The sequence below is a fragment of the Psychromonas sp. B3M02 genome (assembly GCF_003318165.1).
Lineage (GTDB): Bacteria > Pseudomonadota > Gammaproteobacteria > Enterobacterales > Psychromonadaceae > Psychromonas.
Genome location: NZ_QOCB01000143.1, coordinates 1 through 24,861, shown reverse-complemented (window position 1 = coordinate 24,861; position 24,861 = coordinate 1). Strand labels below are relative to the sequence as shown.

Genomic DNA, 24,861 nt, shown 5'->3' with positions numbered 1-24,861 from the left:
CCATAAAGGGCCGTTGGAGACTACAACGTTGATAGGCAAGGTGTGTAAGTGCAGTAATGTATTGAGCTAACTTGTACTAATTACCCGTGAGGCTTAACCATACAACACCTAAGTAGTGTTGTTATGTGACCAAGATAGTCAAAGAAGACGTTAAAATATAAGCGCTTGTGATAGCGTATTTACATAGACTGCTACGATTAAATAGAACGAATAAAGAACATTAGAATGTCACTTTCCTAATTACAATTTATGCTTGGCGGCCATAGCGCTGTGGTACCACCTGATCCCATGCCGAACTCAGAAGTGAAACGCAGCTGCGCCGATGATAGTGTGGGGTCTCCCCATGTGAAAGTAGGTCATCGCCAAGCGCCTCATTAAACGAACCCTGTTGACTCACGTCGACAGGGTTTTTTTATGTCTGCTGATTTATGCTGACCTACTTGAACATGGGATAAACAAAAGCAGCGACAAAGTCGCCATCCTTATGTGTGACAGTAGGGCGAATATCGCGATAGCGATGGGTTATGAGCAATGTTCACCCATCGCCTAATTAAACGAACCCTGTTGACTCACGTCGACAGGTTTTTTATGTCTAAAATCCGAGAGTATCTGGCTTATTGAAATTTAACCTCCCAATTACGAAACATCCTTTGACCTTGGGGCGCTTGCTTCAGCCAGCAGTGTTTTTGTTTTTATTTTGGGTTTTAGCTTATGACTATCGCTGCTGATTTCTATTTATTATAAAAATCTATAGGGTATTGGTCGGAACGGTGGAAATCGAATCCACAACCTGCCGCTTAGGAGGCGGCTGCTCTATCCAGTTGAGCTACGTCCCGGAAGTATGTTGATTAATATAACTTATTTTTTCTTATAAGTACCATTAACCATTATTCTGCTCACCTATGAAGAAATTTCATACCTTTTATAATAGTCATTATAATGTGTAGATAGTTTTTACACTAACTCATTGTGAATCTTAGGGGAGCTACTTAATCATTCTCTTGTTAAAAGTTTGTCCCCTTATTTAATATAATTACTATTATCTCTAAAGTTATAGTAGATCTCGCCGATACTAATATCAGATAACATTTTATTACCAAGGCAGGGTTTAATGAAAATACTACTAATTATTTCGACATTGATTTTTATGCTTCAGGGATGTTCTGCGGTTAGAGTTATATCGGCTGAGGAATATGACGCAATGAAGGACAAAGAAGTGGCTCGTAATAGTGATAACTATCTTTATTATTATATTGCCCATTCTACTAGTCATAATTATTTATCTGATAAAGACAGCGATACTGGTGGCGTGAAAACAGGTTCTAATGGATATGGCCACCTTTATAGCTTTCAAGGTAAGAAGTCTTTAATTCTCTCTGAAATAGTCAGTAAAATGGCAGATCAGCTTTTGTATAACTACAATGACCAATACCATAACAATTCTTTGGCATTAACCTCTTTAGTTGATCTCAATGATTACAATAATACGAGTTGGTTAGGACAAACTATTTCTGAGCAATTTATACATGAGCTTCATATAAGACAAGTACGTATTGTCGATTATAAGTTAACAGGTAACATCCAAGTAACCCCTGCCGGTGAGTTTGCTGTAACAAGAGATTGGAAAAAACTTAATAAGAATGTAGATGTTAGTCGTATTTTGACAGGTACCATTTCACGTAATGAAGAGGGGGTTATTGTTAATGTACGTATCGTTAATGCAACTGATAACGCGGTAGAATCAACGACTAGCGCATTTATACCTGAACGTATGTTTGTAGGTGGTGTATATGATTATCGCCCTAGAAACTACATTTCACGCAATAGTACTAATGATAATAATCGTGTATCAGTACGCCTTGTTGAATAAATAACTCATCTAATACATTACTGTGTGTTGCTGTCCTGACAACACACGTTAACCCTTACACTCCTTTCTCCGACTGTTAAATATAACCTCCCTTTCTTAGTTAATGCATTGTAGGTATGAATATTGCTAGTTTATATCAGCACACTAATTAACTGGACTATATGCTTGTGAAGGTAACTTACTGCTTGTTGGCGAGTTGGTTATTTATTACGGGAATTAAAGTTACTTAGTTAACATTATTAGTATTAAAGTTAATAGGCCGATTTAGCCTATATGTAAGGAGTTTCGATGTTCAGTTTTATACTACAGAGACGTTTATTGGTAGCGTTAATCTTATCTAATTTTCTCTTAACTGGCTGTTCACTCTTTAAAAAAGAGGTGGTGGAGGTCGAAAAAGTGGATACTTATAAATTTGTTGCCGTTGGTTATGCCACTATGAGTGCGCAATCAGGTGCAACGGATGATATAAAGATGCTAAATGCGATAAAAGCATCAAAGTTAGAAGCTTATAAAGAATTAGCAGAGCAAGTGTATGGTGTCATGTTAACTTCTGAAAATAGCGTACAGCAGTATCAATTACGTAACGATGGTCTAAGTACTAAGGTGAAAGGGTTAGTTCGAGGAGCGAAGGTATTGCGTAGCTATCATGAGAATGACTTGTATATCACTGAATTAGGATTGAATATGGAGACCTTACCTTTCCTTAAAAACGCTGAGTTTACGGATCGAAGTGAGATCATTCAGGTACCAAGTAAAATCTATTATTAATGAATTAACTTTCAGTAATGATTATTTCTGCTGGAAGTTAGGGTGTATTTGATCTGGAGGAGAGGAGGTTTAATCAGGCTAGGCTTGGATATTTTTACCCAATAAGCTCGCGCTGTTTAACACTCCCTTTTGATCATAGGTAACAGAGTTCTGTCCTTTAGCTTGGGTAAGTACTTGCATCAGGTGTTTATTGCTTTGCATACTTAATTCAATGAGGCGCCCATTGATATCATTATCTTTTTGGCACTCATTTAAATGATCTTCAATTTTAGTTCTTAATATTTGTAGATCATTATCTTGTTGGATTTGACTTAAGTTATCTTCAGTACTGATTTTTTGATTAGCCTGGTTGATGGCTTGTAGCTGTTTTTGTTTATTAGACAAGATAAGGTTGAGTGTATCGAATGACTTTTCTTTAAGGCAAGCTCTCTCTTTATCGAGTGTCTCATGGAGAACTTGAATCGTATTTAATAACTCATTTAACTGGTCTTTTAACATAGGGTATTCTTTAAGTTAACAGTTTAACTTGAATAGGCGTCGCTTAAATCATGTTCAAACTTGCCAATATTTTCAGCTAACTGTGTTGAGTTAATCTTATAGTCGCCTTTTAAAATAGCTGCCTTTAATGTTTCAACACGTTTCATATCCACTTGAGACTCACTTGAAGCTTGTTTTTGCATTTTATTTAGATTCACTGCTTGCGATGTTAGTTGCACAGAATCCTTGTGTGGATTTTGCACCTCTTTTTTATCGGCGATGTTGCCATTACTTTTCTTGAGTGAGTTATTTTGGTCAATCGCAATACTATTTTGTAATGTTTGACGGTTGATATTTATACTCATAATCGTATTCCAATTAGTCTACATGGTTAACGTATCGGCAGTGTCTTATAAAACTTTAGCAAAAAGCTGACTTTTTAAAAAGAAACTTGTACTTCTTTTAAAGCATAGACTGTACCAACAACTTCTCGTTGGGTCCGTGTGTTTTTGACTCTAACAGTACTACCTATATTACCATCTGTTAATGCAATTCCCGAGGCTTTTATTTTTAGCCCGCTTTGGTTTGCGGTAATGGTCACTTTATCACCCTTACAGACATAACAAACATCTTTAAAGCGAATACCTCTTTGCGAAGATACGTTTCGTTTAAGTCTGACACCATTTAATAAAGCGAGTTCAGAAAAAGTACTCCCTCTCACTTGCGACTTGGCCTTATAAATTAACTCTATATTCTCTTCATCTAATGTTTCACCTTTACTTAGCGGGCGACTACTGACAATTAACGGGATCAGTGTTTGTACTTTAACTCTTACGTATAAATCCCAAGGTGTATCATCTTTACAAGATACTTTAACAGCGGTTTTACTTTTAATTTTATCGCCAACGATATAACCCTCTAAAGGGATTGTACATTCAGTAAAAGTCATCCTGTCAGAAATCGGATTCGCTTTTATATAGAGCTTTTGTTCCTCTGTTAACTCAAATGTAGCTTGGTATTTATTAAAAATAAGCGTTTCAGCAAACTTTTCTACCTCTTTTGAGTAATTAGGGGATGCAAAAATATGAGAAGACCCTAGACTTAGGATTAGGAATATAAATCGAAGCAATTTGCTCACCTTAGTTAAGTGAATTTGTTTCAGTAATAAATGACGTAGTAAAACAGTATAGATGTTTTTTACTTAAAAATAACCATAACAAAAAGGAATGGAATATGGCAGGGGTTTTAGACTCAGTTAACCAACGAACTCAGTTGGTAGGACAAAATAGACTTGAGCTATTGCTTTTTAAACTGGGTGGAATTCAGCGTTACGGGATTAACGTTTTCAAAGTAAGAGAAGTCTTACAATGTCCACCTTTAACTGTACTTCCTAAGTTAAATGGGGCTATTCGAGGCGTTGCTTATGTACGTGGGCAAGCTATCTCTATTATCGATATGAACCTAGCGACGGGTGGCCGTGCCATTGATGATATTGAGAACCGATTTATTATTGTCACTGAATATAACCGTTCAGTGCAAGGTTTCTTAGTGGGATCAGTTGAGCGAATTATAAATATTAACTGGGAAGATATTCTTCCGCCGCCGGCAGGTAGTAGCCGCTATAGTTATTTAACTGCGGTAACAGAGGTAGATAATTCCCTGGTTGAAGTGCTAGATGTAGAGAAAATACTGGATGAGATTGCGCCAGTTAATACTGAAGTAACCGAGCAAATTACCATTGAAAACATGCAGAACAAAAAAATTCTAGTCGCAGATGACTCGTCAGTAGCACGTAAACAGATCCAGCGAACTTTAACCAGCTTAGGGTTAGAGTGTGACCTAGCCAAAAATGGTAAGGAAGCGCTTTCTATGCTGCAAGAAGTTGCTAAAACTCAGCCTGTGTTTGATAAATATGCGCTAATGATCTCCGATGTTGAAATGCCCGAAATGGATGGTTATACCTTAACCTCTGAAATAAAGGCTCATCCAGATATGAAAGATTTATATATTATTCTTCATACTTCGCTCAGTGGCATTTTTAACCAAGCCATGGTTGAGAAAGTGGGGGCAAATGACTTTATTGCAAAATTTAATCCTGATGAGTTGGCGATTGCCGTACAAAAGGTGATTAATTGTTAGGTAAAGCATATTAATCAATGTTATTTTTCAATCATAAAATTATAAGAAAGGGTTTCTTAATTTTATTACTTAAAAATATGTTTAAAGCAATTAATGGAATGCAGGTAATTATTAGTGAAAACTTTGTCTGATCAACTTTATAAAAAGTTTGCTCTTTTTCTAGAAAAACAATGCGGTATTGTATTAGGGGATAACAAACAATATTTAGTTAAAAGCCGTTTAAGCCCTCTTGTCACGCAATTTAACTTAACAGGATTAGAGGAATTGGTGGAGAAGGTAATTAATAGTCTTAATTCACAAATGCGTAATGCTGTTGTAGATGCGATGACCACCAATGAAACGCTATGGTTTCGTGATATTTATCCTTTTGAATTACTTACTCATAAACTGTTTCCGGAAATTTTACAAAACAAGAAAAATATTAAAATTTGGTCTTCTGCAAGCTCATCGGGTCAAGAAGCTTATTCTATTGCGATGACCGCATTGGAATATAGTAAAGCCAAACCAACGAGTAATTTAAATGTACAAGTGGTTGGTACTGATATTTCTGATTCAATGTTAGCGCAATGTAACCTAGGTCAATATGACCTACTTGCATTGTCACGTGGTTTATCAGAAACACGTAAGCGTCAATTTTTTATTCCAGTTCATGGCTTAAGCAATAAAATGCAGGTGAGACCCGAGGTCAAAAAATTGACTTCCTTTCGACGTCTAAACTTATTGGATAGTTATGCTTCATTGGGTAAATTTGATTTAATTTTTTGCCGAAATGTATTGATCTACTTTTCTAATGACGTTAAATCTAAAATTTTGAATCAGTTTGCAGGTGCTTTAAACCCTGGTGGGTATCTTATTTTAGGGGCGTCTGAATCTTTAAATGGATTAACAGATAAGTTTGAAATGGTACGTTGTAATCCAGGCATTATTTATAAATTAAAAAGTAAATAATCACAGTACTGGGTACAAATTCCTTGTTTAGCACATTGATTAAAGAGGCAACTATTGCCTCTTTTTTTAGTCATTTTTTTTATTGTTACTATTACCTTCCTAAGCTTAAGTGTTATTGGTTACAGTTAGCTGAGTACCAAGCCACAATGTATTCCAACTTCTTATCTTTTTGATTTAATTTATACATTCCCCTCTTTAATTGAACAAAATCGCTTAGATAACTCCCTTAGTTAAGTTTTTGGCACAAGCTTTGCATTTATCTAGACAAAGGAGAAATTTATGGCACTTAACTTTGAAAAAGCATTAGGGATTCATCAGCACACATTAGGTATTCGTTCACGTCGAACTGAAATTTTGGCGTCAAATATCACTAATGCAGATACCCCTAATTACAAAGCAAAAGATATTAATTTCAAAGATGCATTAAATGCAGCTAAGTCAGGAAGTGGTGTGTCGTTAAATCGTACCGATACACTTCATAAGCCTGGTTTCTCCAGTTCAATGGCACAAAATGGATTGCTATATCGTGCCTCTAATCAACCCGATACGGGTGACGGCAATTCCGTTGATTTAGAAGTTGAACGTAATTTGTTTATGAAAAACAGCATGGAATATCAAGCCAGCTTAGATTTTTTAAATAGTAAAATTTCAGGGTTACGCTTGGCCATTAAAGGTCAATAATTGCTAGCAGGAGAAAAGAGATGAGTTTATTAAAAGTATTAGATGTTGCCGGCACTGGGATGAGTGCGCAATCTGTGCGATTAAACACGACTGCTAGTAACTTAGCGAATGCCAATAGTGTCAGTAGCAATATTGATGAAACCTATAAAGCACGTCATCCTGTTTTTGCTGCAGAATTAGACCGCGCGATGGGCGGCTTGGATAGCAGTGTGGGTGTAAAAGTGCAGGGCATTGTTGAAAGTACTGCTGAATTAAACCGTGAATATGCGCCCAATCACCCTAAAGCGGACGAGGATGGTTTCATTTTTCACTCTAATGTCAATGTAATGGAAGAGATGGCCAATATGATCAGTGCTTCTCGTTCTTATCAGACAAATGTGCAAATTGCCGATGCGGCAAAGCAGATGTTAAGTCGTACATTGCAAATGGGTAAATAAGGATAATTAGATGACTACTATCACTTCATCGGGTCTCAGTTTAACCAAACCATTAACTGAAGAACAGATAAATAAAAATACTGAGATAGATGCTGAGCAGCAACTAGATCAAGAAGACTTTTTCTCGTTGCTCTCACAGCAACTTGCTTACCAAGACCCATTCTCACCCGTTGAGAATGCGGAAATGATTTCTCAAATGTCTTCGTTTACTACGGCTGAAGGTATTGCCACATTAGGTACAGAATTTGCCGGTATCAAAGAGGTGTTGAACTCTAGCCAAGCATTAGAAGCGTCATCACTAGTAGGCAAAAAAGTACTAGTGCCAAATAATCAAACTTATCTTCCTGAAGGTGGAACTGCATCAGGATCTATCACTAGTACAACAGGGGCAATTAACACCACAGTTTCTGTTAAAGACAGTGCCGGTAATGTTGTTAAAACTATTGAATTAGGTGAGATAGGCGCCGGTAATCAACGCTTTGATTGGGATGGGCTAGATGCGGAAGGTAAACCTGCTCCACAGGGGAATTATACTTTTGAAGCATTTGGCTCAGTGAATGGAAATGGAGAAGCATTAACAACAGCCAGTTATGCGCATGTTGAAAGTGTCAGTTTAGGTGGTGGTTCTGCTAGCGTCTATTTAAACCTGAAAGGGTTAGGCGGTATCGAACTGGACGAAGCAATTGAAGTTGCTGAAAATATATAATTAAAGGAAATTACTATGTCATTTAATATAGCATTAAGCGGAATTTCAGCTGCACAAACAGATTTAGATGCAACTGCAAACAATATCTCTAACGTAAGTACCGTTGGTTTTAAAGAGTCTCGTGCTGAATTCGATAGTGTTTATGCTAACTCACTATTCTCAAACAGCGCAACTAAAGTCGGTGATGGTGCTGCTGTCTCTGCTGTTGCACAACAATTCCACCAAGGTAGCTTAAAGTTTACTGATAACCCATTAGATTTAGCGATCACAGGGAGTGGTTTTTTTGCCACTTCTCCAGGCCTTGAAGATAATAATACCAACTATACACGTTCTGGTACCTTTAAATTAAACTCAGAAAACTACATCGTTGATAACAGTGGTAACTATTTACAAGCATTTCCTGTTAACCCTGACGGTAGTTCATCTTCATTGAGCCTTGCAACTACGCAACCGATTAAAATTCCAGAAACTGCGGGGACCCCGGTTAAAACTGATGCGGTCAGTATTGGTCTTAACTTACCTGCTGGAGATGAAGAAAAACCACTTGCTGATTTTGATCCTTCAAATCCAGATACTTATAACAATGCAACCTCTGTAACTATTTATGATTCTTTAGGTGAACCACATATTTTAAATACTTATTATGTGAAACCTGAAAATGGCTCTGCAGACGGTACGAACCAATGGGTCTCTTTTGTTACGGTTGATAACAAACCTGTAGACAGCACTGAGGCGGCAAACTATTTCCAAGATGCAAATGGTGATGGTGCATTTGACGACGCGATCGGTTCTCCGGCAAGTTACACTGGTTCTGACGGTGAAGTACATAATGGTGTGGTGCTTAACTTTGATGAAAATGGTGAATACATTAATACCAGCCCAGAAGTATTAACGTTTGAAAGTTTAGGTACTGATGGTGCTGATGTGTTATCTGCAGGTGCTGATGGTACACAGGCGATTACTATTGATTTTGAAGAGCCAACTCAGTTTGCCTCTGCTTTCCAAGTAACTGGTTTAGAGCAAAATGGTTTAACAGTAGGGCGTTTAACTGGTATTGAAATTGGGTCTGACGGTTTAGTGCAGGTGTCTTACAGTAATGGTACATCGGATCCATTAGCTCGAGTGGCCATGGTACGTTTTAGAAACGAGCAAGGTTTATCACAAACTGGATCAAACTGGACGGAATCACAAAGCTCTGGCGGACCACTAACAGGTGAAGCAGGTTCAGGTACCTTTGGTAATATTAGTTCTGGTGCACTAGAGCAGTCTAACGTTGATTTGACCACTGAGTTAGTTGACTTAATTAGTGCACAGCGTAACTTCCAAGCGAACTCGCGTTCATTAGAAATTAACTCTTCATTACAAGAGACAATTTTACAAATTCGTTAATCGCATATTTTTACCTCTATTGAAACGCACCCGATTGGGTGCGTTTTTGTTTTACCTTCTTACCTATCTCCTCTTTTATTTGTCCTGAATAGTTTGTTGGCACAATGTTTGCAATTATATATTTATCAATACAGTGAAGACTGCTGTTAACCGTTATTTACCTATCAATTGCTAAGGAAGTCAAAATGGATAATTTTCTTTATGTATCAATGTCTGGCGCTAAAGAGAACATGAATGCCTTAGCGATCCACAGTAATAATCTAGCTAATGCTAGTAAAACTGGCTTTAAAGCCAGTTTTGAGCAAGCTCGTAGTATGCAGGTTCATGGTGATGGTTTACCAACGCGTGTGTTTTCCTTAGCTGAATCACCAGGACAAAATTTTGACAGCGGCATTGTTCATGCCACCGGTCGAGAGTTAGATGTTGCCGTAGAAGGTGAAGGCTGGTTTGTGGTGCAATCAGAAGCCGGTGATGAAGGGTTAACGCGTAGCGGTGATTTTAATATTACTGCCGATGGCTTTTTAATCGATGCAAATGGTCAAGAGGTATTAGACAGTGCTGGCAATAGTATTTTTGTTCCTATGCCCATTGAAAAATTTTCTATTCGTCAGGATGGTGTGATTGAGGTTCGTCCAGAAGGTGCACCTGCTGACGGCATGGAAGAAGTTGCACAGTTAAAGTTAGTGAACCCTAATATTCAAGATTTAATGCGTGGAGAAGATGGTTATTTTCGACGTATAGATGGACAACAAGCTGAAGTCTCTAATGAGGTCGTTGTTGCCAGCGGCGCGTTAGAAGCCTCAAACGTAAATTTAAGCGGTGAGTTGACGAGTTTAATCAACCTGCAGCGTAATTTTGAAATGCAGGTCAAGATGATGAAAAAAGCGGAAGAGATAGATCAAAGTTCTGAATCTCTATTGAAAATCGTTTAAATCATTGATTGTAAATTAAAAGTTTAAGGAGAAGTGTATGCATTCCGCTTTATGGATTAGTAAAACAGGGTTAGATGCACAGCAAACTAACGTCGCCACCATTTCAAATAACTTAGCCAATGCGAGTACCGTTGGTTTTAAGAAAAGTCGCGCTATTTTTGAAGATCTACTGTATCAAAATGTTAATCAACCTGGGGCGAATGCAACACAGGATACTAAACTCCCTTCGGGGTTGATGGTGGGCTCGGGTGCCAAAGTTGTGGCGGTACAAAAGAACTTTTCACAGGGTAATGCATTAACTACTAACAACTCATTAGATGTGATGGTTGATGGTAAAGGCTTTTTTGAAATCGAAATGCCAGATGGTAGTTCAGCCTTCACTCGTAATGGTCAATTTATGCTTAATGAAGAAGGTGTGATGGTTACGCCTGGTTCAGGTTACCCGTTAGTACCACAGGTACAAATTCCCGATGATGCTCAATCAATTAGTATTGGTGCTCAAGGTGAGGTATCGGTAAGTATTGCTGGTCAAGCGGCTAACCAAGTCGTTGGGCAATTAAATGTGAATGCATTTATTAATGCGTCAGGGTTAGAGCCATTAGGTGAAAACCTATATGCAGAAACAGGCGCATCGGGCGCACCCATTGAAGGTGTACCAGGTGCTGATGGTTTAGGTTTTATTCGTCAAGGTATGTTGGAAACGTCTAACGTAAATGTGACCGAAGAATTAGTTAACCTAATCGAAAGCCAACGTGTTTATGAAATGAACTCAAAAGTGGTTTCGGCCGTTGATGAAATGTTGTCTTACATTAGCCAACAGTTATAACAAGAGTATCACCTTGGTGGTTGATGCTCTGGAGAAGAATATGTCATTTACTATATCGAAAAAAATCAAGTTGCTGCTTAATACCTGCTTAGTATTTAGCTTAATGTTATTTACTAATATTGCGGATGCAGCAAGAATTAAAGATATTGCCAGCGTGCAAGGGGTTCGTAGTAACCAATTGGTCGGTTATGGGCTGGTGGTTGGTCTTCCTGGAACAGGTGAAAAGAGTAGTGCATTTACAGAGCAAGCCTTTTCTACCATGTTACGTAATTTTGGTATTAACGTGCCGCCCGGTGAAACATTAAAAATAAAAAATGTCGCACCGGTAGCCATTACTGCGGAGTTGAAACCTTTTACTAAACCGGGGCAAACTATTGATATTACAGTTTCCGCGATTGGTGAAGCAAAAAGTTTACGTGGTGGTGAGTTACTTCAAACCTTTTTGAAAGGGGTTGATGGTAAAGTTTACGCCTTAGCTCAAGGTAGTTTAGTGGTAGGTGGTCTAGGTGCAGAAGGTGCCGATGGCTCTAAAGTGGTTATCAATACTCCGACGGTTGGTCGTATTTCGAATGGTGCGATTGTGGAAAGAGAGGTGTTATCTCCTTTTGCTCAGGGCGACACTATTACCTTTAACTTGCATAAAGCAGACTTTACCACGGCTAAAAAAATGGCTGATACAATCAATAATTTAGTGGGCCCTCATACAGCCAGTATGTTGGACGCAACGTCAGTACAAGTATTAGCACCTCGTGATGTCTCACAACGAGTTTCATACTTATCAACCTTAGAGAATTTAGAGTTTGAACCTGCGCGTTCAAGTGCAAAAATTATTGTTAACTCACGTACTGGTACGATTGTTATTGGTCAAGATGTAAAGCTATTACCAACGGCTATTACCCATGGTGGTATTAGTGTGACAATCAGTGAAAATAAAACCGTTTCTCAGCCTAATGCATTTGCAAATGGTAATACGGAAGTGATTGATAATAGTACTATTGATGTGACACAAGCAGACAGTCGTATGTTTAGATTTGACCCTGGTGTAAACCTTAATGATCTAGTAAGAGCGGTTAATGAGGTCGGCCTTGCTCCTGGTGATTTGATGGCAATATTAGAAGCATTGAAGCAAGCGGGTGCATTAGAAGGTGAGTTGATTATAATCTAATTGGTATAATAGTCCTATCATCAAGTAGAACAAACTAAAAAGGAAAGCAGATGCTTTCCTTTTTTTATTTGTAGCTTAACTTATTAATTACAAAGTCATTGCTGCTATCCAACCAAAGGTGATAACAGGAATATTGTAATGTAAGAAAGTTGGGATCACTGTATCTCTAATGTGATCGTGTTGACCATCTGCATTAAGACCTGATGTTGGACCTAATGTTGAGTCAGATGCTGGAGAACCTGCATCACCTAATGCTGCCGCCGTACCCACTAAGGCAATAATTGCCATTGGAGAGAAACCAAAAGCAATGGCTAATGGAACATAGATGGTGGCAATAATTGGAATCGTTGAGAATGAAGAGCCTATCCCCATTGTCACTAATAAACCAATCACTAACATTAACAATGCGGCTAATGCTTTGTTATCACCAATGCCTGATGATAATGCAGACACTAAGGTATCAACACTGCCCGTTGCTTTCATTACCGCTGCAAAACCTGCAGCAGCAATCATAATGAAACCGATCATCGCCATCATATGAACACCTTTGGTGAATACATCGTGTGTCTCTTTCCATGCAATCACACCACCAAAGGTAAATACACTGAAACCAGCCAATGAACCTACAATCATAGAGCCTGTCATTAATTGCACGGTTAATGTCGCAACAATGGCAACTAACGCGACAATAATATGACGTTTGTTAAGTGTTTTGAATTCAGTTGTCGTGTTTGTTTCGGTGATATCTTGGTATTCGCGTGGTTTACGGTAACTGATAAAAATAGCAATAAGCAAACCTGTGACCATACCTAATGCAGGCAGGATCATAGCTGTCGGTACTTGGCTCGCAGTCACATCTAAACCGTTATCATGCAAGTTTTTTAGCAGGATGTTATTTAAGAAAATACCACCAAAACCAACAGGTAATACCATATAAGGTGTCACTAAGCCGAAGGTTAAGATGCAGGCTGTTAAACGTCTATCAACACGTAAGCGGTTAAACACACCTAATAAGGGTGGAATTAAAATAGGAATAAATGCGATATGTACTGGCACAATATTTTGTGAAGAGATGGTCATCAATAAGATAACTGAAAACACACCATATTTAATAAATTGTGAGGTGTTTTGAGCTTGTTGTGCATTCAATCGTTTAATGATTGCCTGTGATAATAGGTCAGTAATACCTGACTTAGAGATAGCAACGGCAAAAGCACCAAGCATCGCATAACTTAACGCTATGGTTGCGCCGCCACCTAAGCCACTTTCAAAAGCTGAAATGGTATCAGGTAAAGATAAACCAGCGGTTAAACCGCCAACTAATGCACTTAATGTTAGCGCAATAACAACATTAATACGCATCATTGACAGTATGAGCATGATACATACCGCCAGTAAAACAGGGTTAAGCATAATTATTCCTTTGTGGTAGGGTCAAAATCCGCAGGCATTCTACTTGATGCAAACGGGCTTTGCTTAAAAAACTACACCTGCCTTGATGATTAATTAGTAAATGCCACTTATTTAATAAAAATAAATAAGTGGCATTTTTTTTGCTTTATTAATACTACAGTATAAATGGGGTTGATGGATGAGCACTCAAACAGTCACGCAAGCAAGCAATTACTTTGATCTACAAGGGTTAGAGCAGTTGCGTCAAAAAACCAAAACCAACGATAAAGAAACGATTCGTGAAGTGGCGAATCAATTCGAGTCGATGTTTGCGAGCATGCTGATCAAATCAATGCGTAAAGCTAATGAAGCTTTTGAAGCAGACAGTCCATTTAACAATCAACAAACTAAATTTTACACGGACATGCAAGATAAGCAGCTAGCGGTAGATATCAGTCGACACGGCACCTTAGGGTTAGCGGATGCCTTAGTCAGACAACTAGACCCTAGTTCAATGGCGCGTTTGCAATCTGTAGAGCAAGATAAATTAGCGATGCCTAATCAAGCGCAGACGGTAACTATGCATGAGCTGAACCCAGCACCCGCTAATATTCAGTTTAATAAACCGGATCAATTAAGAGAATTATCAATAACTAGAGTTAATGATAGTACAACGCAGAACCAGCTATCTGAGCAGGCACAAACTCCTGAGCTAGTAAGTAAACCTAAAGCGAAGTCGGATGCTGATTTTAGCTCACCTTCATCGTTTATTGAGTCGTTATTGCCTTACGCGAAAAAAGCGGCAAAAGCATTGGGGGTTTCACCTGAGGTTTTAGTGGCACAGTCAGCATTAGAGACTGGTTGGGGTAAGAAAATTTTGCAAACACCTGGACAAGAAAGCAGCTTTAACCTGTTTAATATTAAATCTCATGGTGGTTGGCAAGGTGATAGCGTTAATAAGAATAGTCTGGAAGTAGAAAATGGAATCGGTATTAAACGTCGCTCTAACTTCCGTGTTTATCAAGGCATTCAAGAAAGCTTTAATGATTACACCGACTTTATCAAAAATAATAAACGTTATGAGCAGGCACTGCAGCAGGGTGGTAATCCAAATCGTTATATCGAAGAGTTACAAGATGCAGGTTATGCAACGGACCCTCAATATGCAGAGAAAGTGAAGAAAATTATGAATAGCGATAGCTTCAAAGCTGTTGTTGCAGGAGAAAACAATGGCTGATCTATTACAAATTGGACTATCAGGGGTTTATACCTCTCAAGCTAACTTAGCCACAACCAGTCATAATATCAGTAATGTCAGCACTGAAGGCTACTCGCGTCAAAATGTTGATGTCAGTGCCACTGGTGCGCAACGTTTAAGCTCTCATTTTGTTGGTACTGGTGCCATGGTGAGCAGCATTGACCGTGCTTATGATCAGTTTGCTTTTGCCGAGAACATGATCAATACATCCAATCATGCTTATTATCAAGAAAAGTACACTCAGGCGAATCAAATGGATACCTTGTTATCCAATGAAAGTACATCTGTGACAGCGCCTGTGATTAATATGTTTTCGTCTTTATCGAATGTTGCTGATAACCCTAACTTATTAGAAGCGCGTACGGTATTTTTAGAAGATGCTGGCAGCATGGTTAACCAGTACAACACCTTATACAAACATTTAGATAACCAATATAAAGGCATTAACGCTGATATTGATAATTCAGCATCGGTGATGACTGAATTAGCAGAAAGTATTGCCAGCTTAAATGATCAAATTGCTTCTGTTGGTGGGCCGGGTAATGGAACGGGCGCCAATGACTTATTAGATAAGCGTAACTTAGCCATCACTGAACTCAGTAAATATGTTAATACTTCTGTAGTGGCAACAGATAATCATATGGTCAATGTTTATATTGGTAGTGGCCAAGGTTTAGTTATGGGGCAAAATGCGCAACAGGTTATAGCCGTTGATGGAGATCCTGACCCTGCTCGTAAACAGTTAGCGTTACAATTTAACGGTAAGGCCGCGGTGATTAATGGTAATCAACTCGGTGGTGAAGTCGCTGGTTTATTTAATAGCCGAGATAAAGACGTTGAAGTGGCGATGAATCAATTAGGGCAAAGTGTCATTGGTTTGACTCATGCTTTAAACGAGCAGCAAAAGTTAGGGCAAACCCTAGAAGGACAAATTGGTCAAAATCTATTTAATGATATTAACAGCAAAGACTCTATGGAGAGTCGTGTGTTAAGCCATAAAGATGACCTAGGTAAAGCCACATTAAGTGTACGCATAGATGATTTAACGACACTTTCTCCTGATGAGCTAACACTAAAGGTCACAGAGCATGTACCAGGTGTTTCTATTGCTTTCTCGGTTACTAACAATAGAACTGGTGAAACAAAGCAAGTTGCTATTGATGATTTAAGCACAGAGAACCGCTTTAATATTCCTGATTCAGGAATTAGTGTTGGTATCGATTCGATGGTAACACCGCTTCAAGAAGGCAAAACATTTACCTTACGCCCAACGCGTTATGGCGCTCTAGAAGCGAGTATACAGGAAACGGATCCAAAGAGAGTGGCCGCTGCAGAAGCCGAAGTCAAAACCATTAGTAGTGAGCAAAATACAGGTACAGCGCAGTTACGTGTTAGTGCCTTGCTGGACAAAGCTAATCCACACTATGTTAATCCAGAGAATCCACTGACTATTCAGATCTCTGCGAATAGTAACAACGGCATGATTGCTTATAACGTGTTTGATAAAAATGGTTCACAGGTTAATGCCGCAGAATTAACAGCGCCGATTGATCCATTAAGTGGTAAAGCGGTGTTGGTTGCTGGTGGAGTTGAGGTATCTTTGGAGAAAGGGACACCCTTAGCCAATGATCAATTTACTCTGCAGTTTAACGAAACGGGTGACAGTGATAATCGCAACATGTTAGCCATGACTGATCTGCAAGACGCGAAGATAATGAATGGTAAAAAAGCAACCTTTCAAGATGTGTATAACGGCATGATTTCGGAAGTCGGTGCAAAAACCGCTAATGCAGATGTGGCCATGCAATCGGCGTCCATTTTAAAAGATCAGTCCTTTGAAAGGATCCAACTAGTGAGTGGTGTCAATATGGATGAAGAAGCCGCTAACTTATTAAAGTATCAACAATATTATAGTGCTGCTGCGCGTGTTATTACGGTAGCAAATGAAGTTTTTGAGAGCATATTAAATGCATCTCGTTAATTGCGTCCATATTGGTTTTATAAGTGTCAGCTGGCGTCAGCCTAATCAGGAATTATAGAGAGGTTATATGCGCGTTTCATCGCCACTATTTTTTATGCGAAACACCACTTCAATGATGGAGCAGCAAGCCGCATTAAGTGATCAGAACTTACACTTATCTAGCACTAAGCGTGTGATTAACGGCAGTGACGATCCGGTGGCTATTGCTACGATCCAACGTTTAAAACAAGATCTAGCGGTAGGTGAGCAATACATTAATAACGGTGAAACAGCTAAGTCTAGTAATGGATTATCTGATACCGCCTTGTCGCAAAGCACACATATTCTGCAACGAGTGCGTGAGCTAATGATCAGCGGTAGTAATGGCACCATGAATGAAGGTAACCGTGAAGCTGTGGCCATTGAGCTGGAAGGTTTACGCGAAGAGTTAATGGGGGTTGCGAACACAAAAGATGGTAATAACCAATATATCTATGGCGGATATGAAGTGGATGTCGCGCCTTTTCAAATGAATGAATTTGGAGAAGTCGTTTACCATGGTGATAATGGTGAACGAGAGTATCGAGTCGGCACTGGTGTACTCGTACAAGGTAATGATTCAGGCGCTAAGATCTTCATGGATATTCCAGAGGGAAACGGTACTTTTGTGTCTGAGTTAGGCGCAGGAAACATGGGCGGTGGAGTAATTAGTGCTGGCCAAGTAGTTGATAAAGATGCAGCGCGTGACTTCTTAGATCAAGATTATACCATTTCCATCAATACCACTGAAGAAGGTCCAGAGTACTCTGTTTATGGGGTACAAGAGCAAGCGGTTAAAGGTAATGCTAAGGTTACCATTAGCAGTGTTAATTTAGATGCTGCTGGTATCAATAGTGTAAACCCTGCTGTGAATGCCACGATGGGTCTGCAATTTACTGAAACTAGTCCTGGTAGCAAACAGTTTAATGTGGCAATTAATGGTACTTCAGCTTCGACCACTTATGATGCAAATAATGCCGATCCACAACGATTAAATATCAATGGTATTACGCTAGAGGTTGATGGCCTGCCGGCTGATGGTGATAATTATGGATTAACTAAATTTATTGCACCCACCCCCTACGAAGATGAACAAGCTATCTCTTTTAATGGCATAAAAACCCAAATTAAAGGTGATGTCGAAAACTTAGACTCTTTTACTTTACGTCAAAGCGAAGAAAAGGATGTTTTTGCCTCTATTCAAAGTGCCATTGATGCCTTACGTATACCGGGCAGTGATCAAACAACCTTAGCAAAACAAAATACTGCTTTTGATATGTCGTTATTACAAATTGATGGTGCGATGGACAAAGTATCCAATGTGCAAAGTGCCGTTGGTGCTAGATTAAGAACCATTGATAACCAATATGAATCTACCTTAGATTTTAACTTAACTATCCACAGTACATTATCCTCTTTAGAGGATTTAGATATGGCTGCTGCGATCAGTGAGTATCAACAAAAACACAGCATGTTAGAAGTCTCTCAACAAACCTTTGTACAGCTGCAAAAGTTAAGTTTATTTAATCATATCTAAGCGTTGAATAAACGGGGTGGCAGTTAACTCCAAGACTTATCCGTAAAGAGGCAATTTATTGCCTCTTTTTTTTGCCTATCAAATTTAATTATTTTGTGAACAGGGCCTGACTATTTAATGACTCTTAAAAATGTTGCTTAAGCTGCTGATTTTTAATGTATATTTTTATTTTAAAAGTTGGCACATTAATCGCATTACTAACCATGAGAGTAAAAATTGACGGCAAATAAGACCGAAACAAAAAGGTTATTGCCACACTCCCTTACAGGGGTCACCAAGACATAAAAGGATTACATCATGGCTCAAGTCATTAACACTAATATCATGTCGCTGAATGCACAACGTCAGCTAAACAAAACACAATCCATGCAAAACGAAGCGATGGAGCGTTTATCATCGGGCCTACGTATTAACAGTGCTAAAGATGATGCCGCAGGTCTTGCAATCTCTACCGCGATGCAATCACAAATTAAAGGTTTAACACAAGCTGTGCGTAACTCGAATGATGGTATTTCGATGGCACAAACGGCAGAGGGTGCGATGGATGAGATGACCAACATACTACAACGTATGCGTGAGCTATCGGTTCAAGCAGCCAACGATACTAACTCAGCAGAAAATAAAGCCTTCATCCAAGAAGAAGTTGATCAGCTTTACTCGGAATTAGATCGTATTGCTAACACAACACAGTTTAATGGCAGTAATTTATTAGATGGCTCAAATGCTTCTACTACATTACAAATTGGTGCTAATGCAGGACAAAATTTAACTTTCTCCATTGACCCCGTTACAACTGCTGCACTTGGTCTAGATGGTGGTGTTAACAAAGGTGACTTAAACAGTGGTCGAGTCAGTGCAAATGCAATGGTTGATGGACAAATTGCCATTAATGGTATCGATTTACCTGCAGTAGAAGCTGGTGGTGGTGCAGTTGAAATCGCTAAAGCAGTTAACTTACAAACTGCATCAACAGGTGTGGTGGCCGATGCTTATAATATTGTTGAAGGGCGTGCCTTAGATGATAATGGTGTTGCATTAACAGGTGTAACAAACGGATTAGAATTTACAGTTGGTGATAATCAAACAGTGACCTTAGGTCCAACATCATCGATGGAAAACTTAGCAGAAACCATTAACCGTGATGTAGCAGGCTTGCAAGCTAATGTCGGTGACGATGGTCAGCTTATTTTAAACAATGATACTGGTGAAACAATTACCATCGGTGGGCCAGATAGCATGCGTTCAAATGCTGGTTTACAAGGCGGTGTAACAGCAGGTGAAGAAGTTCGTTACGAAGGTTACTTAGGTTTAACAAGTCAATCTGGCGAACCTATTAGTGTTGATGTTGGTACTAATGGTGCCGTTGGCGATACTAAAAATATTGGTTTCATGGTAACGAATGGCGCAGCGGTAACAGGTGACGCTATTTCTGACTCAAGTGCGATTACTGAAGCAGACGCGTTAACCATTAATGGTGTTGAGTTAGATATTAAAGGCGCAACTGCCGGTTCATTGACACTGGAAGAAAAAATTACAGGTATTAACCGATTAACAGAACAAACGGGTGTCTCTGCAGTACAAGATGCGTCTGGTGGTATTTTATTTACTAACGAAACCGGTGGTGACATTACCATTGCCAGTGCCGCTGACAGTGACGCAGGTAAAACTGCAGCTTTAGCTAAACTAGGTGTAATCGATGTAGGTGGTACAGCGGTTACTGAGCTTAAGTTGAATGTAACAACAACACGAAGTGCAAGTGATAGCTTAGCAAAAGTAGATAATGCATTAGCAAGTATCTCATCGTCTCGTGCAAACTTAGGTGCGATTCAAAACCGCTTAGACTCAACTATCTCTAACTTAGAGAATGTATCGCAGAATCTATCTGCTTCTAACTCTCGAATTCAAGATGCAGACTTTGCTGCTGAGACTTCAAATATGAGTAAAGCGCAGATTTTACAACAAGCGGGTACATCCATGTTGTCACAGGCAAACGCAAGTACGCAGAACGTATTATCACTATTACAGCAGTAATTGAGATAAAGAGTACTCAGTACTCCTAAGATAGGTGAAATGAAATATCTTGGTTTTTTACTCTCATGATCTCCTCTTATTTCAATTCATTTTAAAGGTAGCTTCGGCTACCTTTTTTGTTTTAGGCAATCACCGATTGTTGTTTTTATTTGCAACCAGAAGAAGTAGATAACTCCTGCAATAGCACCGTATAAATGCGCATTAATTAACACAGTGGCGCCGATCAAAGCTTCAGTGGTAGGAGAAGGACCATTGATCTGTTCATAGGCAACTTTAGCTATAAAACCTAACCCTAATATCACTCCCCATTTATCTTTTTTCTTTAATTCATCACACACACTAAAAGCAAATAAACCATGTAATGCACCGGACAAACCTACATACCACTGTAAATCAGGCTCAATCCAGTATAAGCATAGGCTAATAAATAGACCGATAAATAGCATCATCAATAACATTGAATACTGTTTAAAGGTATCTAAGAATAAAGCGGCGACCACCACTAAGCCGGTACCATTTAGCAGTAAGTGGTAACCATTAGTGTGGCAAAAGTGCGCCGTTAGTAAACGCCAGACTTGCCCCTTTGCAATGCCATTGTGATAATATGCCAACCATTGACTGCTGTTATCTTGGAATACAAATAACAATGCACTGAGTGTCAAAATAATAGCAGTGTGAAACCATACCGTGCGCATTAAGCAAACCTTAATAGAAGTTGAAAGAGATAAATGACAAAACGAGCATTCTGCACTGAGTGTAACAAAGCATTAACTGCCTGTATCTGTGACGCTATATGTGCGCTTGATAATCAACACTTTTTGCATATATTGCAAGACCCGAGTGAGCAAAACAAAGCGATAGGCACTGCACGTATTCTGGATTTATCGCTTTCAAAGGTAAAGCTAACGGTGGCAGATACCTTTGATCCAACACTATTTGACTTAAACAATACCTTCCTGGTATTTCCAAGTGAAGAGGCTGCCACTATTGGTACTTTAAGAGAAACAGCTCAAATAAACACTGAGACTCAATTTATCTTACTGGATGGTAGTTGGAAGAAGGCCTATAAACTCTTAATGAGCAATCCTTTTCTTCAGTCTTTGCCAACCTTGATGATTAACGTACAGGAGAAAAGTCGCTATCGGATTCGTAAATCACCAAGAGAAGATGGATTGTCGACGGTGGAAGCGGGTTATTATTTATTGTCTGAATTAGAGAATGATAACAACAAGTTTTTACCCTTATTAGAAGTGTTTAAACAGATGATCGACTTTCAAATCGCTAGTATGCCCGCTGAGGTTTACCAGCAACACTACCTTAATAAAACAACACAGGGAGACCTTTAATGCCATTAGCTATTTCCGCTGGCGTGACGATCCCCGACTGGCAATTACAATTAACCGCAATTCGTTCTCAAGGTGCTGGTGGACAGAATGTGAATAAGGTGAATTCCGCAATCCATTTACGTTTTGATATTAAAAGTTCTACGTTGCCGGACTTTTATAAACAACGCTTATTAGCCTTGTCTGATCACCGTGTAACAGAAGAGGGAGTGATTGTCCTAAAATCGCAAGAGCACCGCACGCAAGAGAAAAATCGTGAAGAAGCATTGAGTCGTTTAAAAGCCTTGATCCTAGATGCCGTCAAAATTAAAAAATCACGAAAGGCGACTAAACCTTCACGTAACGCCAAAAAACGTCGTGTAGATGACAAAAAACGTGTTGGCACTAATAAAGCCTTACGCGGTAAAGTACTGTAAATCATCAAGTAGTTTTTGACAAACTAAAGGCTCTCATCTATTTTAAGTTTTAAGAGTGATGTGATGCCTTGCGCTAATTTTGGTCAGTGAAATCATCTTAGGTGTCATAAAAATGCCATCGAATCTTGTTATACCAATACTATAAAATAAGTGGTTGGTATTAGTTTTAAAAGTTGTGATTATTAAGGAAGGGACGGTTATGTCATTAATGGGTTTTTATGCAATTCGTAACGAAGATACGGAAGAAGAGTATACGTTAGATGCAGATGACTTTATTTGGGAAGATGCAAACCAATCGGGTGAGCAATATCGTTTTATTCATGTTGAGACGGAAGAGTTACCTGAAGTAGTAGCAACCTTTGACGTTGATGCAGAAGAGTTTGTTGTGCAAATGCCAGCGGGTTATGAAGAGTTGGAAGACGGTTTATATATTAATGCCGATGAAGACGATTACGATAGTGATAGCGAGTATGGTTATGATGATTAATCGCTGTTAAATAACTCGTTATTAGATAAAAGAAAGCCAGTGTAAAGGGCGGGGGATAGTACTACTTTTACACTGGCTCTATTGCTAACTGTTTATATGACTGGCCTCAGTTTTGCTGAAACTAAGGTAAGCCATTAGCTAATGCGGAAAAACCTACCAGTTTTTTCTTCTAAAGCGCATAGCTCTGAACTTGATAGATCATAGCGCCAGCCGTGCAGTTTTAGCGTACCTGCTTCAACGCGTTCTTTGATCCAAGGGAAGGTCATTAAGTTAATCAATGATTGTTCAATGCCTTTTTTCTCACAGCAATCATAATGCTCTGCTTTATTGCTTAGTTCTGTATCCGCTAAAATTTCATCGCGCACATCTTCTAACTGCATCATCCATTTTGAGATAAAGCTTTTATCTATCTGTTTTCCTGCACCGTCCATCAATGCTTTGATACCACCACATTGGGTATGACCGAGTACAATAATACTTTCTACTTCTAATCCAGTAACAGCAAACTCTAATGCCGCACTAGTACCGTGGTAGTTATCATCAATTTCACAAGGTGGCACTAGGTTAGCAACATTACGAATAACAAACAGATCACCAGGTTCACAATCTAAAATAAGTGTTGGCTCTACACGTGAATCTGAACAGCTAACAATGGCTATTTTAGGGAACTGTCCCTCTTCAGATAGTTTAGATAACTGTTCTTGGTGCTCTTGGTAATAACCTTCGCGAAAGCGTTGGTAGCCGGCAATTAACTTATCAGTAGCTAACATGGGGGATTCCTTATAATTGACATTAAAGAGATAATAAAGGATAAATGGTATTTATAAAAATTAATATATTTTATTTTTATCATAAATAAAGGTTAATGTTAAATGCGAGCCACACTTCATCAGTTAAAAGTCTTTCGTCAAGTTGCCATCTCAATGAACTATACAAAAGCAGCGGACGAGCTAGGTTTATCTCAACCAGCAGTGAGTATTCAATTAAAGCAACTAGAGACTAATTTAGATATCTTTTTATTTGAGAAAATTGGTAAGACACTATTTTTAACACCTGCAGGAAAAGAGCTGAGGGTGTTTTGTGATCAGCTATTTATTAACTTTGATAATATCGATATGACCTTAAGTGGTTTAAAAGGGGAATTAGCGGGGGATCTTTATTTATCAGCTGTAACCAGTGCTAAGTACTTTACTCCGCATTTGTTGGGAGCATTCCATAAGCGTTACCCTAAAGTTAACTTTCACCTTGATATTGTTAACCGAGAGCAGATTATTCAACGCCTTTATGATAATAAAGATGACCTAGTGATCATGGGCTTAGTACCTGAAACCATGGCATTAGCAAAGCACTCCTTTGTTGATAACCCGATTATTGTGATTGCTAGTCCGCAACACCCTCTAGCTAAAAAGAAAAACATTCCTTTATCTGAATTAGCGGATCATGCCTTTATTCATCGTGAGCAAGGGTCTGGAACACGAAAGGCCTTTGAACAAGAAATTAAAGCGAATCATGTGCAATTAAAAGTGAATATGACCTTAGGTAATAGTGAAACCATTAAACAGGCTGTGATGGCAGACTTAGGGATCTCTGTTGTGTCACGGCATAGTGTGACATTGGAGTTAGCAACAGGTGTATTGAAAGAATTAGATATTGCAGGTTTCCCGCTGCAAAAAAGCTGGTCCTTGGTACACCATGAAACAAAACATTTATCGCCGATTGCTAAAGCCTTTGTAGAGTTTGTGTTATCACCGGAAGAAAATGTGCCTGCGCTGTGTAATCGCTTTTTAGCGCATCATTTTGTGAAAAAAACTTAAGGTTATACTTATACCAATCATAGTAAGTAACTGATCTATTTTACTTGTTAAAACAACTTATTTCTTCGTTGTAAGTTTCGTATAGGGAACAACCATTTACATCAACTTACGCCTCAAACTAAGCCATTTTTCCGGCGCAAAATTTAGATCAGTTATTTAATACAATTGGTATTACCGTACTGACCTATTCTGTTTACGACACATCCTTTGACCTTGGGGCGCTGGCTTTAGCCTGCAGTGTCTTTG

At 38.9% G+C, this 24,861-nt stretch carries 25 protein-coding genes, 1 tRNA gene and 2 rRNA genes; 21 read left to right on the top strand and 7 right to left on the bottom strand.

Going from position 1 to position 24,861, the window contains the following annotated elements:
* Positions 1-101, top strand: a 23S ribosomal RNA gene (locus DS885_RS15785); the annotation flags it as partial.
* 151 nt (positions 102-252) lie between these two features.
* Positions 253-368: ribosomal RNA gene (gene rrf / locus DS885_RS15780) — 5S ribosomal RNA — on the top strand.
* Between the two features lie 391 nt (positions 369-759).
* On the opposite strand, the gene DS885_RS15775 is transcribed toward rrf, so the two are convergent.
* Positions 760-836 (bottom strand) — tRNA-Arg (locus tag DS885_RS15775).
* A 365-nt stretch (positions 837-1,201) separates the two neighbouring features.
* On the opposite strand from DS885_RS15775, the gene DS885_RS15770 reads away from it, so the two are divergent.
* Both DS885_RS15770 and DS885_RS15765 read left to right on the top strand, forming a co-directional pair.
* The gene (locus DS885_RS15770; protein ID WP_258546932.1) at positions 1,202-1,870 is read left to right on the top strand and encodes a FlgO family outer membrane protein; all 669 of its coding nucleotides are present in this window, start codon (positions 1,202-1,204) and stop codon (positions 1,868-1,870) included.
* 288 nt (positions 1,871-2,158) lie between these two features.
* A complete protein-coding gene (locus tag DS885_RS15765; protein ID WP_113820371.1) occupies positions 2,159-2,638 on the top strand; it encodes an LPP20 family lipoprotein in 480 nt (159 codons plus the stop codon).
* A 78-nt stretch (positions 2,639-2,716) separates the two neighbouring features.
* On the opposite strand, the gene flgN is transcribed toward DS885_RS15765, so the two are convergent.
* The 3 genes from flgN to flgA form a co-directional block, all read right to left on the bottom strand.
* Positions 2,717-3,136: a flagellar protein FlgN gene (flgN, locus tag DS885_RS15760; RefSeq protein WP_113820370.1), complete on the bottom strand. Its 420-nt coding sequence runs from the start codon at positions 3,134-3,136 to the stop codon at positions 2,717-2,719.
* A gap of 23 nt (positions 3,137-3,159) precedes the next feature.
* Positions 3,160-3,480: a flagellar biosynthesis anti-sigma factor FlgM gene (gene flgM, locus DS885_RS15755; RefSeq protein ID WP_113820369.1), complete on the bottom strand. Its 321-nt coding sequence runs from the start codon at positions 3,478-3,480 to the stop codon at positions 3,160-3,162.
* Positions 3,481-3,554: 74 nt separating this feature from the next.
* Positions 3,555-4,253, bottom strand: coding sequence for a flagellar basal body P-ring formation chaperone FlgA (gene flgA / locus DS885_RS15750; RefSeq protein ID WP_258546931.1), 699 nt, complete (start codon positions 4,251-4,253; stop codon positions 3,555-3,557).
* A gap of 95 nt (positions 4,254-4,348) precedes the next feature.
* Between flgA and DS885_RS15745 the strand changes: the two genes are divergently transcribed.
* The 9 genes from DS885_RS15745 to DS885_RS15705 all read left to right on the top strand — a co-directional run bounded on the left by DS885_RS15745 (position 4,349) and on the right by DS885_RS15705 (position 12,338).
* Entirely contained in the window at positions 4,349-5,254 is a 906-nt protein-coding gene (locus tag DS885_RS15745) for a chemotaxis protein CheV (RefSeq protein WP_113820367.1), read from the top strand.
* 114 nt (positions 5,255-5,368) lie between these two features.
* The gene (locus DS885_RS15740) at positions 5,369-6,202 is read left to right on the top strand and encodes a CheR family methyltransferase (RefSeq protein ID WP_113820366.1); all 834 of its coding nucleotides are present in this window, start codon (positions 5,369-5,371) and stop codon (positions 6,200-6,202) included.
* 279 nt (positions 6,203-6,481) lie between these two features.
* Positions 6,482-6,883: a flagellar basal body rod protein FlgB gene (gene flgB / locus DS885_RS15735; RefSeq protein WP_113820365.1), complete on the top strand. Its 402-nt coding sequence runs from the start codon at positions 6,482-6,484 to the stop codon at positions 6,881-6,883.
* 20 nt (positions 6,884-6,903) lie between these two features.
* Positions 6,904-7,320: a flagellar basal body rod protein FlgC gene (flgC, locus tag DS885_RS15730; RefSeq protein WP_113820364.1), complete on the top strand. Its 417-nt coding sequence runs from the start codon at positions 6,904-6,906 to the stop codon at positions 7,318-7,320.
* A gap of 10 nt (positions 7,321-7,330) precedes the next feature.
* Positions 7,331-8,026 (top strand): flagellar hook assembly protein FlgD, encoded by a 696-nt coding sequence (locus DS885_RS15725; protein ID WP_113820363.1) that lies wholly within the window; start codon positions 7,331-7,333, stop codon positions 8,024-8,026.
* A 15-nt stretch (positions 8,027-8,041) separates the two neighbouring features.
* The gene (flgE, locus tag DS885_RS15720; protein ID WP_113820362.1) at positions 8,042-9,415 is read left to right on the top strand and encodes a flagellar hook protein FlgE; all 1,374 of its coding nucleotides are present in this window, start codon (positions 8,042-8,044) and stop codon (positions 9,413-9,415) included.
* Positions 9,416-9,600: 185 nt separating this feature from the next.
* Complete coding sequence (locus tag DS885_RS15715) at positions 9,601-10,347, top strand: flagellar basal body rod protein FlgF (protein WP_113820361.1); 747 nt, start codon at positions 9,601-9,603, stop codon at positions 10,345-10,347.
* Positions 10,348-10,384: 37 nt separating this feature from the next.
* Entirely contained in the window at positions 10,385-11,173 is a 789-nt protein-coding gene (gene flgG, locus DS885_RS15710; protein ID WP_113820360.1) for a flagellar basal-body rod protein FlgG, read from the top strand.
* 103 nt (positions 11,174-11,276) lie between these two features.
* A complete protein-coding gene (locus DS885_RS15705; RefSeq protein ID WP_413694349.1) occupies positions 11,277-12,338 on the top strand; it encodes a flagellar basal body P-ring protein FlgI in 1,062 nt (353 codons plus the stop codon).
* An 87-nt stretch (positions 12,339-12,425) separates the two neighbouring features.
* On the opposite strand, the gene DS885_RS15700 is transcribed toward DS885_RS15705, so the two are convergent.
* The gene (locus DS885_RS15700; protein WP_113820358.1) at positions 12,426-13,751 is read right to left on the bottom strand and encodes a Na+/H+ antiporter family protein; all 1,326 of its coding nucleotides are present in this window, start codon (positions 13,749-13,751) and stop codon (positions 12,426-12,428) included.
* A 178-nt stretch (positions 13,752-13,929) separates the two neighbouring features.
* On the opposite strand from DS885_RS15700, the gene flgJ reads away from it, so the two are divergent.
* The 4 genes from flgJ to DS885_RS15680 all read left to right on the top strand — a co-directional run bounded on the left by flgJ (position 13,930) and on the right by DS885_RS15680 (position 20,555).
* Positions 13,930-14,967: a flagellar assembly peptidoglycan hydrolase FlgJ gene (gene flgJ / locus DS885_RS15695; RefSeq protein WP_113820357.1), complete on the top strand. Its 1,038-nt coding sequence runs from the start codon at positions 13,930-13,932 to the stop codon at positions 14,965-14,967.
* Positions 14,960-16,969: a flagellar hook-associated protein FlgK gene (flgK, locus tag DS885_RS15690; RefSeq protein ID WP_113820356.1), complete on the top strand. Its 2,010-nt coding sequence runs from the start codon at positions 14,960-14,962 to the stop codon at positions 16,967-16,969. Before flgJ ends, flgK begins: the two co-directional genes overlap by 8 nt.
* 67 nt (positions 16,970-17,036) lie before the next feature.
* A complete protein-coding gene (gene flgL, locus DS885_RS15685) occupies positions 17,037-18,524 on the top strand; it encodes a flagellar hook-associated protein FlgL (protein WP_113820355.1) in 1,488 nt (495 codons plus the stop codon).
* 297 nt (positions 18,525-18,821) lie between these two features.
* On the top strand, positions 18,822-20,555 hold the full coding sequence (locus DS885_RS15680) for a flagellin N-terminal helical domain-containing protein (RefSeq protein ID WP_113820354.1): 1,734 nt from the start codon (positions 18,822-18,824) through the stop codon (positions 20,553-20,555).
* Between the two features lie 107 nt (positions 20,556-20,662).
* Here the strand turns inward: DS885_RS15680 and rrtA are convergent, their stop codons facing one another.
* Positions 20,663-21,250, bottom strand: coding sequence for a rhombosortase (gene rrtA, locus DS885_RS15675; RefSeq protein ID WP_113820353.1), 588 nt, complete (start codon positions 21,248-21,250; stop codon positions 20,663-20,665).
* Between the two features lie 33 nt (positions 21,251-21,283).
* On the opposite strand from rrtA, the gene DS885_RS15670 reads away from it, so the two are divergent.
* The 3 genes from DS885_RS15670 (at position 21,284) to DS885_RS15660 (ending at position 22,801) form a co-directional block, all read left to right on the top strand.
* Entirely contained in the window at positions 21,284-21,901 is a 618-nt protein-coding gene (locus DS885_RS15670; protein ID WP_113820352.1) for a tRNA-uridine aminocarboxypropyltransferase, read from the top strand.
* On the top strand, positions 21,901-22,314 hold the full coding sequence (arfB, locus tag DS885_RS15665) for an alternative ribosome rescue aminoacyl-tRNA hydrolase ArfB (protein WP_113820351.1): 414 nt from the start codon (positions 21,901-21,903) through the stop codon (positions 22,312-22,314). The genes DS885_RS15670 and arfB overlap by 1 nt, the downstream gene beginning before the upstream one ends.
* A gap of 199 nt (positions 22,315-22,513) precedes the next feature.
* Positions 22,514-22,801, top strand: coding sequence for a hypothetical protein (locus DS885_RS15660; RefSeq protein ID WP_113820350.1), 288 nt, complete (start codon positions 22,514-22,516; stop codon positions 22,799-22,801).
* A 134-nt stretch (positions 22,802-22,935) separates the two neighbouring features.
* On the opposite strand, the gene DS885_RS15655 is transcribed toward DS885_RS15660, so the two are convergent.
* Entirely contained in the window at positions 22,936-23,571 is a 636-nt protein-coding gene (locus DS885_RS15655; protein WP_113820349.1) for a carbonic anhydrase, read from the bottom strand.
* Between the two features lie 102 nt (positions 23,572-23,673).
* Here DS885_RS15655 and DS885_RS15650 point away from each other — a divergent pair, with 102 nt between their 5' ends.
* Positions 23,674-24,615: a LysR family transcriptional regulator gene (locus DS885_RS15650; protein WP_113820348.1), complete on the top strand. Its 942-nt coding sequence runs from the start codon at positions 23,674-23,676 to the stop codon at positions 24,613-24,615.
* Positions 24,616-24,861: the final 246 nt, after the last annotated feature.

Bases quoted from the DNA above. Each gene is read 5' to 3' on its own strand.
- DS885_RS15770 (WP_258546932.1), top strand. From the start codon at position 1,202: ATGAAGGACAAAGAAGTGGCTCGTAATAGTGATAACTATCTTTATTAT.
- DS885_RS15765 (WP_113820371.1), top strand. From the start codon at position 2,159: ATGTTCAGTTTTATACTACAGAGACGTTTATTGGTAGCGTTAATCTTA.
- flgN (WP_113820370.1), bottom strand. From the start codon at position 3,136: ATGTTAAAAGACCAGTTAAATGAGTTATTAAATACGATTCAAGTTCTC.
- flgM (WP_113820369.1), bottom strand. From the start codon at position 3,480: ATGAGTATAAATATCAACCGTCAAACATTACAAAATAGTATTGCGATT.
- DS885_RS15745 (WP_113820367.1), top strand. From the start codon at position 4,349: ATGGCAGGGGTTTTAGACTCAGTTAACCAACGAACTCAGTTGGTAGGA.
- flgB (WP_113820365.1), top strand. From the start codon at position 6,482: ATGGCACTTAACTTTGAAAAAGCATTAGGGATTCATCAGCACACATTA.
- flgC (WP_113820364.1), top strand. From the start codon at position 6,904: ATGAGTTTATTAAAAGTATTAGATGTTGCCGGCACTGGGATGAGTGCG.
- DS885_RS15725 (WP_113820363.1), top strand. From the start codon at position 7,331: ATGACTACTATCACTTCATCGGGTCTCAGTTTAACCAAACCATTAACT.
- flgE (WP_113820362.1), top strand. From the start codon at position 8,042: ATGTCATTTAATATAGCATTAAGCGGAATTTCAGCTGCACAAACAGAT.
- DS885_RS15715 (WP_113820361.1), top strand. From the start codon at position 9,601: ATGGATAATTTTCTTTATGTATCAATGTCTGGCGCTAAAGAGAACATG.
- flgG (WP_113820360.1), top strand. From the start codon at position 10,385: ATGCATTCCGCTTTATGGATTAGTAAAACAGGGTTAGATGCACAGCAA.
- DS885_RS15705 (WP_413694349.1), top strand. From the start codon at position 11,277: ATGTTATTTACTAATATTGCGGATGCAGCAAGAATTAAAGATATTGCC.
- DS885_RS15700 (WP_113820358.1), bottom strand. From the start codon at position 13,751: ATGCTTAACCCTGTTTTACTGGCGGTATGTATCATGCTCATACTGTCA.
- flgJ (WP_113820357.1), top strand. From the start codon at position 13,930: ATGAGCACTCAAACAGTCACGCAAGCAAGCAATTACTTTGATCTACAA.
- flgK (WP_113820356.1), top strand. From the start codon at position 14,960: ATGGCTGATCTATTACAAATTGGACTATCAGGGGTTTATACCTCTCAA.
- flgL (WP_113820355.1), top strand. From the start codon at position 17,037: ATGCGCGTTTCATCGCCACTATTTTTTATGCGAAACACCACTTCAATG.
- DS885_RS15680 (WP_113820354.1), top strand. From the start codon at position 18,822: ATGGCTCAAGTCATTAACACTAATATCATGTCGCTGAATGCACAACGT.
- rrtA (WP_113820353.1), bottom strand. From the start codon at position 21,250: ATGCGCACGGTATGGTTTCACACTGCTATTATTTTGACACTCAGTGCA.
- DS885_RS15670 (WP_113820352.1), top strand. From the start codon at position 21,284: ATGACAAAACGAGCATTCTGCACTGAGTGTAACAAAGCATTAACTGCC.
- arfB (WP_113820351.1), top strand. From the start codon at position 21,901: ATGCCATTAGCTATTTCCGCTGGCGTGACGATCCCCGACTGGCAATTA.
- DS885_RS15660 (WP_113820350.1), top strand. From the start codon at position 22,514: ATGTCATTAATGGGTTTTTATGCAATTCGTAACGAAGATACGGAAGAA.
- DS885_RS15655 (WP_113820349.1), bottom strand. From the start codon at position 23,571: ATGTTAGCTACTGATAAGTTAATTGCCGGCTACCAACGCTTTCGCGAA.
- DS885_RS15650 (WP_113820348.1), top strand. From the start codon at position 23,674: ATGCGAGCCACACTTCATCAGTTAAAAGTCTTTCGTCAAGTTGCCATC.